This window comes from Luteimonas deserti, assembly GCF_013425765.1.
GTDB lineage: Bacteria > Pseudomonadota > Gammaproteobacteria > Xanthomonadales > Xanthomonadaceae > Luteimonas > Luteimonas deserti.
This window is the reverse complement of record NZ_JACCJZ010000020.1, coordinates 798,449-813,874: the sequence shown is the minus strand read 5'-3', so window position 1 is coordinate 813,874 and position 15,426 is coordinate 798,449. Positions and strand designations below refer to the sequence as shown.

Annotated in this window: 10 protein-coding genes; all 10 read right to left on the bottom strand. The window is 72.9% G+C overall.

The features are described from left to right. Window positions 1-10: 10 nt before the first annotated feature. Complete coding sequence (locus H0E82_RS16325) at window positions 11-1,762, bottom strand: ShlB/FhaC/HecB family hemolysin secretion/activation protein (RefSeq protein ID WP_425600360.1); 1,752 nt, start codon at window positions 1,760-1,762, stop codon at window positions 11-13. 28 nt (window positions 1,763-1,790) lie between these two features. Continuing rightward, complete coding sequence (locus tag H0E82_RS16320) at window positions 1,791-2,135, bottom strand: hypothetical protein (protein ID WP_180546494.1); 345 nt, start codon at window positions 2,133-2,135, stop codon at window positions 1,791-1,793. Then, window positions 2,132-5,722: a bifunctional serine/threonine-protein kinase/formylglycine-generating enzyme family protein gene (locus H0E82_RS16315; RefSeq protein WP_180546493.1), complete on the bottom strand. Its 3,591-nt coding sequence runs from the start codon at window positions 5,720-5,722 to the stop codon at window positions 2,132-2,134. The genes H0E82_RS16320 and H0E82_RS16315 overlap by 4 nt, the downstream gene beginning before the upstream one ends. Beyond that, window positions 5,719-6,441, bottom strand: a complete 723-nt coding sequence (locus H0E82_RS16310) for a PP2C family protein-serine/threonine phosphatase (RefSeq protein ID WP_180546492.1) — start codon at window positions 6,439-6,441, stop codon at window positions 5,719-5,721. Before H0E82_RS16310 ends, H0E82_RS16315 begins: the two co-directional genes overlap by 4 nt. Further along, a complete protein-coding gene (gene tagF / locus H0E82_RS16305; protein ID WP_180546491.1) occupies window positions 6,441-7,130 on the bottom strand; it encodes a type VI secretion system-associated protein TagF in 690 nt (229 codons plus the stop codon). The genes H0E82_RS16310 and tagF overlap by 1 nt, the downstream gene beginning before the upstream one ends. Further along, window positions 7,127-10,654 carry a type VI secretion system membrane subunit TssM gene (gene tssM / locus H0E82_RS16300; protein WP_180546490.1) on the bottom strand — a complete coding sequence of 1,176 codons (3,528 nt, stop codon included), beginning with the start codon at window positions 10,652-10,654 and terminating at the stop codon, window positions 7,127-7,129. The genes tagF and tssM overlap by 4 nt, the downstream gene beginning before the upstream one ends. 3 nt (window positions 10,655-10,657) lie before the next feature. Beyond that, window positions 10,658-11,857 (bottom strand): type IVB secretion system protein IcmH/DotU, encoded by a 1,200-nt coding sequence (gene icmH, locus H0E82_RS16295; protein WP_219338600.1) that lies wholly within the window; start codon window positions 11,855-11,857, stop codon window positions 10,658-10,660. A gap of 96 nt (window positions 11,858-11,953) precedes the next feature. Then, a complete protein-coding gene (gene tssK, locus H0E82_RS16290) occupies window positions 11,954-13,291 on the bottom strand; it encodes a type VI secretion system baseplate subunit TssK (protein ID WP_180546621.1) in 1,338 nt (445 codons plus the stop codon). A gap of 238 nt (window positions 13,292-13,529) precedes the next feature. After that, window positions 13,530-14,846, bottom strand: a complete 1,317-nt coding sequence (gene tagH, locus H0E82_RS16285) for a type VI secretion system-associated FHA domain protein TagH (protein WP_180546488.1) — start codon at window positions 14,844-14,846, stop codon at window positions 13,530-13,532. After that, a complete protein-coding gene (locus H0E82_RS16280) occupies window positions 14,843-15,385 on the bottom strand; it encodes a DUF6931 family protein (RefSeq protein ID WP_425600359.1) in 543 nt (180 codons plus the stop codon). Before H0E82_RS16280 ends, tagH begins: the two co-directional genes overlap by 4 nt. Window positions 15,386-15,426: the final 41 nt, after the last annotated feature.

Here is a 15,426-nt window from a genome sequence, read left to right as displayed (position 1 = left end):
TGGTGCCCTCTCAGAACGTCATGCCGAACCGGGCCCAGACCCGGACATCGTCGCCATCGGACGCATCGAACCGTCCGCCCACCGGCACCGCGCCGGCGATGCGCAGCTCCAAGTTGTGGACGTGCGGCAGGCGGAACAGGAGGCCGGCGCCGGCGCCGTTGTAGGTGCGGCCCTCGGCCGGCGACAGGCTGCCGGGCGACGCGGTCACCCGGCCGTGGTCGGCGAAGAGTTCGAACTGCAGCAGATCGCGCCAGGGACGTCCGCCGAACGGGGACGCGACCGCGCCGAATCCCGGTGCGTCGACCTGGTACTCGAGCGTGGCCTGGTAGCCCCGGTCGCCGAGCGCATCGGACACGGGCAGCGAACGGATGCTGTCCGGCCCGCCCAGCGCGATCTGCTCCATCGGCACCAGCACGTCGTCGGTGTACTGGCCGTACACGCGCGCGAACAGGCGCTGGGACTGCGTCAGATACTGCATGCGCGCGAGCGACAGGCGCAGCAGGGTGAAATCGCTGCTGCGTGCGGGCGTGATCGAATCGGGGCCGGCGGCGGAGCGGTCGTCGACGGCATGGCGCAGGTTGGCCTGCACCAGGTTGACGCCGCGCGCGCGGCGATCGATATGGCGCAGGACGTAGCCGAGATCGACGACGTCGAAAGCCTGATCCGAGAGCTGCATCCCGCCGAAGACCTGCAACTGCGAGCGCTCGCGCACGTAGCGTGCGCTGCCCTGCATCTGCAGGGTGGGCCGGCTCACGAACCGCCAGTCCGCGCCGAGCTGCGCGACGGCGGTGGGGCCGGTGAGATTGAGCTGCGCGAAAGGCCCACGCCGCACTTCCATCTCGCTGCGGCTGTAAGCGGCGACGAGCGAGACGCCATCGAGGGCGGGCACCGGCACGGTCCAAGCGAACGAGGCGAAATCGCTCTGCGCCGGGGCATAGCCCCGCGCATAGCCGAGACTGACGACATCGCCCACGCCCAATGCGTTTCGCCAGGCCACGCCCAGCTGCACGCGGTTGCGGCCGGTGAGCTCGGTCCCGTGATTGCTGGCGCCGATCGAGATCGAGTACGGCCGCGGTTCCTCGGTCACCGTGACCAGCAGATCGGTCTCGCCCGTCTCCGCACCGGGCTGCAGGACCGCAGCGGTGGCGATGCCGGGCAGGTCCCGCATCGCGAGCAGCGCCGCCTCCACTTCGTCGCGATGCAGGATGCGTCCGGTCAGGCGCCGCGCCGGTGCGGCCACGGCCGTTGCACGCACGCGCTCGTTTCCCTCGACGATCACCCGGCCGAGGCGCCCTTCGAGCACGGCGATCTCGACGATCCCGTCCGCGCCGACCGACTGCGCCGGCAGATACGCGGCCGACACGACGTAGCCGGCCGCGCGGTAGGCGGCGGTCACCGGCAACGCGGCATCGGCGATGCGGTCGAAGTCCAGCGTCACCCGGTCCGCCCCGCCGGAGACCTCCGCGTAGTAGGCATCGAGCAGCGCCTGCATCGACGCGGGTGTGATGCCCCGGGTCGGGTGCTCGCCGACACCGGTGATCCGGAATCCACGGATTTCCAGCATGCCCGTCTGCGCGCTGCCGCGTTCGCGGAGCGGCGGCACGACGGACAGCGGCGGCGCGGTCTCCGCAGGACGCGCGCGCAACGCGCGTTCCTGATCCCCCGGCTGCCAGCCGGCCGGGGGTGCCCCGTCCTGTGCGAGACCGGAGGCCGAGACCGACAGCGCCATCGCGCAGGCACCCGCGCGCGCGGTACGCAACATGCGCGCGCGCGCCGGCTTCCCTGTGACTTCAGACATTCCCCTGCTCCATCGACCACACCATCCACGCCGCCAGCGCAAGCGCGATCGCGACGGACACCGCGACGATCGTGGCGCCGCGCGCATGAATCACCGACCCGCGCCGCATGCCGCCGCCGGGCACGGCCATCGGCCCGGCTTCCCCGTGCGGCGGCGGCGCGTCCGCGGGCGCGGGCGATCCTACCGCGCGACGCTCAGTCTCGTCGCGGCGTTCGCGCAACGCGGCGATCAGGCGCCGCCGTCGCGCGCGATAGGTCTCGCGGCTGATGCCGCCCTGCTGCCAGGCCTCGCCGAGCGCCTGCAGCGCCTTGTTCGCGTCGCGTTCCCAGTCGCTCATTTCAGCTCCCGCACCAGCCGGAAGCCGACGTCCGCCTGGGCCGCGCCGGAGTCGGCCCGCCGCGCATCCACCGTGCACTCCGACCACAGGCTGCCGAAGCCGCCGCCGTGCACGGCGACGCTCCCCCCCGACTCCGTCCATTCCCAGACATTGCCGCTCATGTTGATCAGGCCCCAGGGGTTGGCGGCGCGTCCTCGCGCCGATACCGGGCCACCCGCGCTGCCCGCATCGGCCGTGGGCGGAACGCAATTGCTGTCGGGCGCCTGGCGCCAGCCCGCGCCGGCGCGGGCGGCATGGCGCCACTCGGCCTCCGTGGGGAGACGGTAGCGCCAACCGCCCGTGGCATGGATCAGCCAGCGGGCATACCCGCGCGCCTGGGCGAGCGTGACGCCGGTCGCCGGCAGTGCGGCGGCGGCCGCAGTCGCCGAGGGCAAGGGACGACAGCGCCCGGTCGCCGTGCAGTAGGCGTTGAACTCGCCGACCGTGATCTCCGAACGTGACAACGCATACGGCGCTGCGCCGTCGAGGCCCGGCACCACGACGAAGGTGGGTCCGCGGCCGTCGCCGATCGCATCGAAGCAGAACCGCCCCCGCCCCTCGAGGCCCGGACGTCCGCACGGATCCGGACCATCGGGTACCGGCGGCAGCACGTCCTCCGGATCGACCAGCGCAGTGGCCGCGCTGCCCGCTGCTTGCGCGGCGTCAGTGCTGCCACTGCGTCCGGGCCGCGCACGCGGCGCGACCGGCGCACCGGACGAGGGCTGCAACTCTGGCGCGAGTGCGCGGAGTCTCGCGGCGAACCCGCCCTCGGGCAGCGTGCCGCGCTCGCGCAGCTGCGCTTCCAGTGTGGCCAGCCCGCTCGCGTCGCGGCGCAGGATCTCGTCGAGCCGTGCGAGCAGCGCGGCGTGTGCCGCCGCATCCGGCGGGGTGCGCGTCGCTGCTTCGACATCCACGGCCAGTGCATACCGCGCCCGGGCGGCACGCAGATCGGAACGCTCGCCGAGCAGATCGGCGCCAGCGCGGGCAATCGCCGCCGCCCGTGCAACGTCGCCCGTGTCCGCAGCGCGGGTGGCGGCCGCCAGGTGGGCCTCGGCGACCAGGGCGGGCCCCGCGGCCCGGGTGAAGGCGTCGTCGGGCGCCACTTTGCGCAGTTGCTGCAGCGTTTCGCGCGATTTCGCCAGGTCCCCGGCGGCTGCCGCACGACGCAGCGACTCGGCCCTGGCCGCGGCCTCGGCTGTCGCCGCTTCGCGCGACAGGCGCTGCTCGAGCGATTGCTGCAGCCCTCCGAGGCGTGCGTCCTGACGGCGCAGCGCCGCATCGTCGGGCGCCATCGAGAGGCCGAAGCGCACCAGTTCCGCCGCGCGCGCCACGTCCAGGGGTTCGGTCGCGGACGCGGCCCGGTGGGCGATCGCCCGCGTCAGTCCGGCGCGCAACCCGGCATCGCCGGGAAGCCCGGGCGCCTCGTCCAGCACGGAGAGCGCCGCCGCCACATCGGCGCGCCACCGCGCGTCGGTCGCCGGCTGGGCGATGCGCTCCGCCAGCAACAGGCGCGCAGCGTCCGCGTCACGTGGCCGGGCCACCGCGTCAGCGCCGCCTGCATGCCGCTCGAGCGCCGCGTCCAGGGTGACGCCCGCCAGCTGCAGACGCAGCGATCCGGGAAAGACCGTTTCCGCCCGGCGCATGGACTCGACCGCTTCGTCGAGGCGCCCCGCCCGCGCGGCATTCGTGACCGCATCTGCGTAGGCCAGCTCCAGGCCGGGATGGCGCAGCAGCGCGCTCGCCGGATCGATCGCGCGGATGCGCTCCATCGTGCCGGCGGCGCCGCCCTCGGCGTCGAACAGGCGTCCGGCCGCGATATGCGTGCCCAGCTCCGTATCCAGCTGGTTGAGCAGGGCATCGCGCTCGACGGCGATGGCGCGGGCGCGTTCGTCGAGCGCCGGCGAGAACAGGCGCAGGTCGTTGCGCAACGCGAACACCTGTTGCGCCTGTGCGTAGTCGTAGCGTCCCTCGGACGGATTCCACAGCGCATCGAGGCGCCGGAGCAGGAAGGCTTCGATGCGGGTGTTCTCGGCCAGCACCAGCGCGTCGCGATCGGCTGCCGCCAGGCCTGCGAGGGCACGCATCGCGGCGGTCTCGTCGGTAAAGGCGCCGTCGGCCTCGGAGAATCCTGCGATCACCGCCGCGAGCTGCCGCTGGTGCAGCCAGTACGAGGCGCCGAAGCCCGCGCCACCGATCAGGATCGCGGCTGCGGTTCCGTAGCCGACGAGCGGCATGAGGCGTTCGCGCGCCGGCACCTCGCGCAGGCCCTCGAGCAGGTCCTCGACGCGGGGCGTGCGCTCGCCGGCGCGGAAGGCGACCGCGCGGCACAGGGCGCGGTACTGGCGCGCGGTCAGGCCGGGCACCTTCGGAGGCACGCGTCCTTCGCGCAGAGCGACCTCGGCACTGACCTTGTCGAAGGGATGGCGCCCGGTCAGCAGTTCGAAGCACACGCACCCCAGGGCGTAGATATCGTCGGTGGGGGTGGGATCGGCCCCCTGGATCATTTCCAGGCTGGCGTACGCGGGAGTCAGCGCGCCGAGCGTGGCGGCATCGAATACGGTGACCTCGCCGCTGGCGCCGACGCCGGCCTTGCCGGCACGCGCGATCCCGAAGTCGAAGACCTTCGGTATTCCCTCGCGCGTGACCATCACGTTGCCGGGCTTGAAGTCCGAGTGGACGATCCCGGCGGCGTGGGCGCGCTTGAGCGCCCAGCACATGCCCTCGATGAGGGGCCGCGCGCGGGCCAGTGGCATGCCGTCGAAGGCACGCTCGCGGATCAGCGTCCGCAGGTCCGAGCCGTCGATGTACTCCATCGTCATGTAGACGATGGTCCCGGCCTTGTCGAAGTCGTAGACGCGCACGATGTTGTCGTGTGCGAGGCGTTGCGAACGTCTCGCCTCGCGCTGCAGGGCCACGAGCGAGTCGGGGTGCCGCCTGAATTCGTCGTTGAGCACCTTGACCGCGACATAGGGATCGCGGTCCTGCGCTTCGACCTTGCGCTCGTCGCGCGCGAGATAGACCACGCCCATGCCGCCCCGGCCCAGCTCGCGCTCGAGCAGGAAGCGTCCCTTGAGCAGCATGCCGACGCTGGCGACCTCGCCGATCGCGGCGTCGGCGATCCCGGCCCAGCCGGCCTCCGTGCCTGCGGTGCCCGTCGCGCTGCCCGTCCCGGTGCCCGTGGCCGATTCCGCGCTGCGACGTGGCGCCGGCGCGCGCGGCGCGACACGGGTCGCGTCGTCAGCCGCCTCACCGGCGGCGTCCGCCGGAGGCGCGCGCCGCGCGAGCGGCATCACGATCGTCGCGTCCGCGTCGGAAGGCGCCTCCCCGGACGCCGTCGGCCGCATCGCATCCAGCCGCTCGCGCAACTGCACGAGCGTGGTCTCGTCGAGTTCCTGGCGGAAGCGCGACAGGGTCTCCACACCCGCTTCGTACTCGGCAGCCGGCAGCACCCCACGCGCCGACAGGGCCTGCAGCACCGCGCCCAGGTCGACTTCGCCCCGCCGCAGGGCCGTCATCAGTTCAACCACGTCGTATCCGTCTCCTTTCATCGCACCTCCCCCAGCTGCACCGCGATGGCGGAGACGTTGTCGCGCGCGGCCCGGCCCAGCGCGAGTTCGAACAGCCTTCGCACCAGCGCCTGCGGGTCCCGGGCGCGTCTGCACTCGAGATTCAGTTCCTCGTCGCCGATTTCCTTGTTGATCCCGTCGCTGCACAACACGAAGGTCGCACCCTCCGCGCTGTCGGCGATCGTCCAGTCGACGAACAGCTGCGGTTGCGCCCCGACGGCACGCGTGAGCGCCCCTGCCGGCGCCTGCGGCTGGGCGCCGGCGAAGCGGGTCACGTCGTCGCGTGCGCCGTGGACGTGGTCCAGGGTGATCTGGCGCAGTCTCCGACGGTCGAAGCAGTAGCCGCGGCTGTCCCCGACCCAGCCGCACAGGACCACGTCCCCGTCGTCGACCAGCACCACGACGGTCGAGCCGATCAGATCGCCACCCCGCGATTCCGCCACACGCATGAGTTCGGCGTTGACGTCCTCGAGCACGTCCTCGATGGCGTCGATGAAATCGCAGAGGTCGTCCGGTCGGTGCAGCGCCGCCAGCCGTTCGACGATCAGGCCGCTGGCGTAGTCGCCGGCGCTGTGACCGCCGAGGCCGTCGGCCACGACCCAGAGCCCGGCGTCGTCGCGCAGGAGAATCGCATCCTCGTTGCAGCGTCGGACCTTGCCCGGATCGGTCCGCCCGCTCGAACGTCGTGCGGAAGCGCCCATCACGCCGCACCCGCCTGCGGGAGGATGCCGAGCAGCTGCGCGAAGGTGGCGGTATCGGGCAGGCCGCGATCCACGCGGAGACTGCCCGCCGCCCCTTGCCTGCCCGGCGCCCACCAGAGTGCGCAGCCCGCCGCGGCCAGCCGGTGCCACAGCGCCGAAGGCATGCGCACGCCGTGCCCCGGCAGCGACAGCCAATAGCCGCGCCGCGCCGGATCGAACCCCGGTGGCGGGGTGGGAACGGTCGGTTCGTCCGGGTCGTCCGGGGGCACGAGGCCCGCGACCGCCGCATCGAACTGCACGGCGTCGACCGCGGGATCCCGTTGCGCGGCTTCGGCGACCCCGGCGACGAGTTCGAACCAGTGTCCATCCTCCGCGAGGACACCCGGCGCGCCGATGCCCGCCGGCAGCGCGGCCGCCACCACCATCGGAAAGCAGCGGCCCACCCGGTCGCACCCGGGCAGCATCACGCCCGCCCACGCCGCCTGTCCGGCAATCCCGGGCGAGAGCAGGAAACGCCAGGTGGCGGCATGTCGCCACGCGACCTGCCACGCGTCGCCGTAGCGGTCGCGGGTGCCCGCGACGGCGTGGGAAAACGCCCGGTCCCACGCGTCGACGAACGCAGGAGGCAGGCGCCGCTGCACGAAATCGCCGGCACCGGGCAGCTTGCCGAAATAGCCGGGCGCGTTCATGCCAGATCCCCGCAGTTGAACGCCTGCAGCGCATTGTCGAGAAACGGATTGCGCAGACTGGCCGCGCGCAGCGGCAGCTCGACGCGGCCCCCGCCGATCGACCAACGCGCCACGTAGTCGGTGTCGGAACTGCGGCTCAGCGACTCGGCCTGGAGCAGCCGGAACAGCGCCCAGTCGCCCTGCCGGCTGATCCGGCCCAGGCGCGCACCGGCGACGTCGAAAGCGGTCAGCGACGCCTGGCCGGGCGTGGGCCCGGGCCAGGTCATCGGCCTGGCGGCCTCTTCGCCCGCCGACGAGGCGAAGGGCTGGCCGTCGACGTCGATCTCGATCCGGGCGACGGGGCCCTCGAGCCGGGCCTGGCGCAGGGTGAAGCGGACCTCCGGAAGCACACCGCCGCGGAAGTACGCGCGGCGGATGTGATCGGCGGCCTGCATGCGCGCAGGCAATCCCGGCGGTCCGGCAGCCAGTCCGGGGGCGTCGCGCCAGCGCCAGACCGTCCCGCTCGTGTCGATGCGCGCGGCGAGCGACTCACGGAAGAGGCGATCGAAGCGACCGCCCGGCCCGAACAGTTCGCCGAAATCCTGCAAGGGAATCTCGGCCTCGGCGGCGAGATCGAAGGGGTAGCGGCCCCGGGTGAAATTGCCGCAATCCTGGCCGATGGCCTCGCGTGCCTGGCCGGCGAGCGCATCGCGTTGCCCGGCGGCCAGCAGCTCGGCACTGTCGCCGGTCAGCGCCGCGAGCCACCGGTCGACCGGCGCCGGCAGCTGCGCGACGACCTGGCGCACCAGCGACAACTGCGCCGGTGGCTGGCCCGGCGCGGTTCCGGCCGGCGGGGTCAGCAGCGCCTTGGCGAGCTCGTCGACGGTGAGCAGGGCGCGATCGAGCGGTGTGCTGCCGGCCGCGCCCTCGGTGAGCGTGTTGAGCGGCGCGAAGTGGGTCTCGATCGCCGCGCCGGCTGCAGGGGCATCCCCGGCGGGATCCCGTCCGAGCACTGCCTCCAGTGCACGGGCACGCGCCGCACCGGCCTGGCCGGCCGCCGTGGCGGCCACGCCGGCCTCCACGGCGGCAGCGGCCGAGGCCTCCGACGTCGCCTCCGGTGCGGGCAGGCGCTGCATGTCGGTGGTGTGCTCGCGCACCCGTGCCAGCAGCAGCCGCAACGGCGAGCCGGGCGCCGCCAGACGCGCAGCGAGCGCGCTGGCCTGCTGCAGGTCCGATGCCGGCACGAGCTCCAGGTCGGCAAGCAGCGTGTCCCAGGCGCGGAGATAGTCCTGCTCGTAAAGCGCCTGGACCTGCTGCACCGCCCGGGCGCGCGACAGCGTGTCCCCGGCGCCGGTGTCGAGCACCCAATCGTCGGCCAGGAACCGGTCGACCTCGTCCTCGATGCCTCCCGCCACCTGGCGGGCGAAGACCGGCTGGGTATACAGCGCCGGCCACGGCGCCGACATCGACGCCCCGCTGCGACGGCGGAACGCCTCGCCTCCCAGACCCAGCGCCTGATCGAGCCGCAGGGTGTCGTCGCTGCGGTCCTCGAGCGCCAGCCGCAGACTGCTGTAGACGAGCGCAGAGAGATCGGCCGCGCGCAACGTGGTGCGTGCCTGTTCGACCCGACCCTGGTCCAGCGGCAAGGCTCGCAGTGCGCCGGGCTGCGCGAGCAGCGCATCGAAATGGCCGGCCAGCGCCGTCTGCAGCACCGGATCACGCGGGAACAGCCGTCGCCACTCGATCGAGGCCAGCGAGGCGAGCTCGGCTGCGTCCGCGCGCCCGGGCTGACCGAGCATCAGGTAGCCCTTGAGGTAGTAGTACAGCGCCTGCAGATCGTCCGCGTTGCCGGCCAGGCCGCGCCGGAACTGCGCGCCGAGCCCCGGCAGCAAGGTCGCGTTGAGCTCGCGCAGGTAGGCGTCGTGCAACTGGCCACCCACCGCGCCGCCCTGGTACAGGCCGGCGCGCATGGACCACGGCACGCGCTCGTCGTGCGCCGTCGCCGTGTCGACCACCGGGCGCAACGCTTCGAGACGCTGCAGCGCGAGCGCGAAGTACTGCGGGGCGGTCTCCGCGGTCTCGAGGTCGGCGACCAGCGGCCGCGCGTCGAGCGCTGCCTGCACGTCGGCGAGATAGCGCGTGTTGCGCGCGTGGCTGACCGTCATCGCGAGGACCAGGCCGACCGTGCACACCAGGCAGGCGGCCATCGCCAACGAGGCGCCGAGGCGTCGCCGCCCGCTGCCGGCCAGCCCGGTGGCGAAACCGGACTCGGCGAACACCACCTCGCGAAGCAGGCGCTCGACGAAGAAGGTGCGTCGCTGCAAGCCCGGCGCGTGGACCCGTCCCGCGTCGACACCGAACGTGCGCGCGACCGCGCCCATCATCCGGTCGATCGGCGTGCCTTCCTGGGTGCCCGAGGTCATGTACACGCCCCGCAGCAACGGGGCGGCCCCGTAGGCGCTGCCGGCGAACACCGCATCGGCGAACTCGCGCGCGATGTCGCCGAAGGCGGCGAACTGCTGCGGAAACGACAGGATCGCCGCACGCCGGCTGCGGTCGCGCTCGTTGTGCAGGCGCTCGACCAGCCGCCCGTCGAGGCGCTCGACCAGGGCGTTGAAGGCCTGTGCGAAGCCGCGCACCGCGCTGCCGTCGAGGGTCTTCTCCGCAGGGAAGGTCATGCCCCAGACCTGCGCACGCTGCGCGGGGTCGAGATCGTCGAAGAACTCGGAAAAGCCCGCGACGAGATCGCACTTGGTGAACACCAGATACACCGGCAGGCGGATCTTCAGCTGGTCCTGCAGCTCGTCGAGGCGGTGACGCACGGCCTGGGCGTGGGCGTCGCGCTCGCGCTCGTCGAGCAGCAGCAGGTCGGACATGCTCATCGTGACCAGCACGCCGTCGAGCGGCCGCTCCCTGCGGAACCGCCGCAGCAGACGCAGGAAGCCGCCCCATCCGTCGGCGTCGGATTCGGCGTCGGAATCCTGGGTGGTGTAGCGACCCGCGGTGTCCAGGAAGACCGCGTCGCCGGTGAACCACCAGTCGCAGTTGCGCGTTCCGCCCACGCCGCGCAGCGCGTCCTTGCCGAAGCGGCCCGCGAGCGGAAACTCGAGCCCCGAGTTGCGGATCAGGGTGCTCTTGCCCGAGCCGGGCGGCCCGATCACCACGTACCAAGGCAGCGCGTAGAGACTGCGCCGACCGCCGCGGGTGCGAAGCAGCTTCACCGCGTCGCGGAAGCGGGCCTCGAGCTGGGCCCGCTCGGCCGCGCTGCTGCTCTCGCGATCGTCGTCACCGGCCGTCGAGGCGGAGAGCGCGGCGCCCATCGCCTGCGCGCGACGACGCTCGCGGACCCGGCGCACGCCGACCACCGTGGCCCAGGCCAGCAGCAGCAACGCGATCGCGAGCGCGCGTGCGAACCCGGTCGCCAGCGGCATGCGTCCGGCCACCGCCACCCACGGCCCGCCGATCCAGACCAGTGCACTCAGCACGAGCACCGCGATCACCCAGAGGCCGGCGCCCGAGCGCAGGAAAAGAAGCAGCTTGCCCATCGCTCAGTTCCCCGGCTGGTAGAGGATGTCGACGCGCCGGTTGCGGGCGCGGTGTTCCGGCCGCGACGCCGGCTGCAGGAGCGGCTGCGAGGCGCCCGCACCGACGACCTCGATGCGGCCCGGGTCGGTCAGCGACCCCCCGACGACCTCGGCGACCGCCTGGGCGCGCGCGGTCGACAGCGCGTAGTTGTCCTTGAAACGCAGCGAGCGCAACGGCTGGTCGTCGGTGTGGCCGACGACCAGCACGCGCCCGGGGAGCTGTTCGAGCGCCGCGCCGACGCGGGACACCAGCGCCCGCGCATCGCCGTCGAGTTCGTCGCCGCCGGAGGCGAACATCGCGCCCGCCGACAACCGCACCCAGGCCTGGCCGTCCGCACGCTGGTCGACCTCCAACAGCCCGGCGCGCTTCTCGCTCGAAAGCAGTTGCGCGAGCGTGAGCGTCGGCGGCGGGCGCGGGGCGTCGCCCGGCGGCGCGACCGAGGCCAGGCCGATCCGCGCAGCCTCGGCGCCGATCGGTGCCGCCAGCTCGTTGAGACGCACGTGGAACCAGCCGTACACGCCGAGCACGACGGCGAAGCAGGCGCCCGCCACCAGCCACGGCGCGAGCCGGCGCGCCAGCGGACTGCCGCGCTGGTCGAGCCCGCGCCAGTTCGGCGAGAGTGCATCGGGCAAGGCGCCGCGCTGGGCGCGGATGCGACGCTGCAGATCGTCCTGGATGTCGGCCAGACGCGCGCGGCCTCCTGCTTCGATCTGGAAGCGCCCCGAGAACCCCAGCGCGAGGCAGGCGTACATGAGCTCGAGCAGTTCGATGTGCCGGGGCACGTCCTGCAGCAGCTGGTCGAGCAGCTGGAAGAAGCGGGCCCCGCCGTAGGACTCGCCATGGAAGGTCACCAGCAGCGTCCGGCTGGCCCAGCCGCTGCGCTCGCCCCACGGCGAGTTGAGCACCGCCTCGTCGAGCGTCGCGCACAGCACGTAGCGCGCTGCGGTGATCGTCTGCGTGCCCACCCCGCCCTCAGCGAGCCGGGATTCGAAGCGGCGCACCTGGGTCTGCACCTGCGCGCGCAGCGCCTCGGCGTCGCCGGCATTGGCGCTGTGCCGCAGTTGCACCGCAAGCAGCAGCAGTGGACTGGCGGCGTGGAGCAGCGGATTGCGTCCGCGACCGAGAAAGGCGCTGATCTCTTCCGGCGCGGGCGGCCCCGCCATCGCCTCCCCCGCCCCGGGCAGCGGCAGGCGGTCCGCGCTGCCCGGCCTGACGATCGTCGCGTCCTCGAGGATGTCCTGTGGCCGGCTGCGCATACGCTATCCCCTGATCGCCCAGAGCTGCAGCTCCAGGCCCGGTGTGCCGGTGCCGAAGTGGAGCGCCAGACCGCCCGCCCCCCGCAGCTCGCGCCAGAGCGGCGACTGACGGTCGAGTTCGAAGTACACGTGGCCCGCGTGGTAGGGGATCTGCCGGGGCGCGACCGGCATCGGGGCCAGGCCCACGCCGGGCAGCTGGAGATTGACCAGGTCGCGGATCTTCTCGACCGGGCCGATCTTGGCGGTGGCGGGCAGATGACGACGCAGCGCCTCCGCCGGCTGATCGGCACGTGCGGCGAGCACGAAGGCGGCCGAGTCGAACAGGCCGGGATCGCCGGCGACCGCAACCCAGACGCCGAACTTGCGTTGCTGGATCGGGATCGGCGTCGCCGTCTGTTCGAGCACCGCACTGAGGCTGCCGCGCAACGACGCGACGACGGGTTCGAACGCTGCGCGCTGGTCCTCGTGCCGATACGGCGGAAACGCCGGCGGACGTTTGCCCGGCGCGGTGAACGTGGCCAACTCGCCCGCCATCGACACCAGCGCGGCAAACAGGGTTTCCGGATGGGGAGTCGCGGCTTCGCTCCAGTGGGCGACCACCGGCTGCCACCGGTTCACCGCCTGCAGCAGAAGAAAGTCGGCGATCTCGGCTGCACCGCCGCGATCGGTCGCCGACACGCGTCCGGCGAGCGCTTCGCCGCGCTGGTGCAGCAGGCCGAGCAGCTCGACCAGGAACGTCGCCAGGCGCGGCGCGGCGCGCACGTCGAGCGTGGTCGGCACGAACCCCTCGTCCAGCACCACGCGGTTGTCCGCGCGGCATTCGACCACACGGGCGAGTGGAATCCGCGCCAGACCGTCCAGGGGCCGGGAGCCCGGAAGCAGCCGCGTCGCCAGGCCGCCGACCTCGATCACGACGCTGCCGTCGATGCTGCCGGAGGCATCGATCGCGTCGGTCTCACGGACGCGGAAGCGCACCAGTCGGTCGGCGGGCGCGTCGGGCCAGGCACTGTCGGGCTGCGAGGCCGAGCGCAGCGGTACGGTCAGGAACACGGTGTCGTCGTGGCTGCCGGTATCAACTTCGAACGGCGCCGGCAGGGGGTCGTCGTCCGGCATCGAGAACGGCGTCCCGTCCGGAAACACACCGCGCGCGCGCCGCAGGCCGATGCGCCCGACCGCCAGCAGGTCGGGTTCGAGCTCCAGTTCGGTGAAGCCCCAGCCCTGACCACGCAGGCTTCCGGCACGCAGTTCGATGCAGCGCTCGAGGTAACGCTCCTGCTGTTGCAGGTGCTGCGGGCGCAGGAACAGGCCTTCGCTCCAGACGATCTTGTTGTTCTGCGTCATCGTCGCTGCGTGCTCGCTCACGCGGAAGCGCGATCGCCGGCACCGCCGGCATCCCCTGCGCCATCCGCTGGATGGAACCGTGGCGCGTCGTACGCCAGGCTGAGCCGAATCCTCGCCGCGGAGGACCGCGGCAGCCCGACATTCCGTCTCAGTGCCGCGCACGGCATCCGGCACGTCGGGCCCGCCGGCACGTGGAGCCGGGCGCCACTCCGGGCGGCCGTCGCCCGCCGACCGGCGCCTAGCGGGCGTTCCGCCTGCGCGCGCTCTTCAGGCGCGCAAGCTGCGCCTCGTAGGCGCGGGCGAACTCGTCACCGAACAGCATGCGGAACGCGGTGTCCGGGTCCTTGGCGGCACGTCCGAAGTCGTCGCGATACCGCTCCCAGTAGCGGGCCTTGCCACCGAAGAGGCCGCGTCCGCCCGCATCGACCTCCCGTTCCACCCGCTCCGGGCTGAAATGCGCCAGCAGCGATTCGAAGGCGGCGCGCATCCCGGCCAACATGGCCATCTGGTGGCAGCGGATGTCGTCGAACGCGTCCTCGAATGCGTCGGATCCGCCGAGAAACGCGCTGTCGCGCTCGAACAGGCGCCGCATCGCCTCGTCCGGGGTGGCCGCGAACTTCAGTGGATTGTTCTCGCTGCGCTGGATGATCGTCACCGGCAGCCGGAACGTGTTCTTGATCTCCGCGCGTGCGCGCAGCGTCTCCATGACGCCGTCGACCACGATCCGCAGGATCGCGTCGACATCGTCGCCGGCGGCAGGACCCGCCGGCGGGCTGGCGGGCGAAGGACGGGGCGCGAAGTCGCCCTGGGTGAGGTCCCAGGTCTCCGGCAGTTGCACGCCCGCGCCGTTTGCCCCGCGTGGCGGTTGGAAATGCGCGCTCGCTGCGTCCGAGTGGTTCCAGTGGCCGCCGGCCGCAGGTGGCGGCGCCGGCACCGGGTCGAACAGGCGCAGCGGATCGAGTTCGGGCGGAGGTGCCGCGCCACCGAAGCCTGCGAGAAGGGCGTCGAGCCCGTCGCCGGCGGGCGCGTGCATGTGCGAGGGCGCGGTCGCCGGCACGACGCGCGCGTGCGGTTCCGGCGTCGCGGGCCCGAGGCCGAAATCCCAGTCGTCGTCCTCGCGGCCGAAGTGCACGGACGCCGCCGCCGACGTGGTGCCTGCGGCCGCCGCGGCCGGCACGACGATGGTGCGGTCTTCATCGGCTGCGACATCCAGGGGCGATGGTCCGGCCGCCGCTGCATCGACGGCAAGACCGACGGCCAGCTCGAAGCTGTCCATCTGCAGCCTGTCCCCGTCGTCGAGCGTGACCGGCTCACCGCGCGACAGCGGCGCGCCGTTGCGCAGCATGCCGTTGGTGCTGCGGTCCTCCAGGAAGTACAGCCCGTGGACATAGCGAACGACCGCATGCACGCGCGAGATGCCGGGCGCCGCGAGGACCCAGTCGCAGTCGTCCGCGCGGCCGATACTGCCGCCGGACGCCCGGAACACATGCATGGCGCGCACGCCGGCCGGTGGCTGCGCGCCGACGATCTTGAGGGTCAGGCTGCGCTCGTTCACGTCGGGGTCCTCGTAGAGTCGGTGCGGGGCGCACTGGCACCCGCGTGGTCGGCCAGCAACACCAGAGCGCGTTGCGCGAAGGCGATGCGACGCGTGTCGAGGCGGTCGGGCTCGATCGCCGCGAGCAGGTTGACGGCCGCCGTCGCCGCGCGTGCGGTCAGGAACGGCGGCGGCGGCACGGGCGTCTCCTGCGCGGCGGGCGCGAGGCTTCCGCCCGACCAGCCGGCGGCCGCGGCGAGCCAGCCGCCCAGCGTGCAGTAGCCGTCGGCACTCGCGAATTCGTAGGCGATGCGGCGGTTGTGCTCGATCGGGTCCCTGACCCACTGTTCGGCCAGGGCCGCGCCGGCGCGGTCGTCGTCGCCCAGCGCCTCGCCCCGCGCGCACTGGCACAACCAGGCCACCACGTAGCGCTTGGGCAGCAGACGCGCCAGCAACTGCAGCGCGGCCTGCACCTGGTGGGCATCCAGCAGGACCTGCACCGCCTCCTGCGCGGACAGCCCGGGAGCGAGCAGCGCACGCGCCCGGTCCTCGACACCCATCTCGATGCAGGCCTGGGCCACTGGATCGTCCACGGTCGGCC

Coding starts and splice junctions, on each gene's coding strand:
- H0E82_RS16325 (WP_425600360.1), bottom strand. CDS start 1,762: ATGTTGCGTACCGCGCGCGCGGGTGCCTGCGCGATGGCGCTGTCGGTC.
- H0E82_RS16320 (WP_180546494.1), bottom strand. CDS start 2,135: ATGAGCGACTGGGAACGCGACGCGAACAAGGCGCTGCAGGCGCTCGGC.
- H0E82_RS16315 (WP_180546493.1), bottom strand. CDS start 5,722: ATGAAAGGAGACGGATACGACGTGGTTGAACTGATGACGGCCCTGCGG.
- H0E82_RS16310 (WP_180546492.1), bottom strand. CDS start 6,441: ATGGGCGCTTCCGCACGACGTTCGAGCGGGCGGACCGATCCGGGCAAG.
- tagF (WP_180546491.1), bottom strand. CDS start 7,130: ATGAACGCGCCCGGCTATTTCGGCAAGCTGCCCGGTGCCGGCGATTTC.
- tssM (WP_180546490.1), bottom strand. CDS start 10,654: ATGGGCAAGCTGCTTCTTTTCCTGCGCTCGGGCGCCGGCCTCTGGGTG.
- icmH (WP_219338600.1), bottom strand. CDS start 11,857: ATGGCGGGGCCGCCCGCGCCGGAAGAGATCAGCGCCTTTCTCGGTCGC.
- tssK (WP_180546621.1), bottom strand. CDS start 13,291: ATGACGCAGAACAACAAGATCGTCTGGAGCGAAGGCCTGTTCCTGCGC.
- H0E82_RS16280 (WP_425600359.1), bottom strand. CDS start 15,385: ATGGGTGTCGAGGACCGGGCGCGTGCGCTGCTCGCTCCCGGGCTGTCC.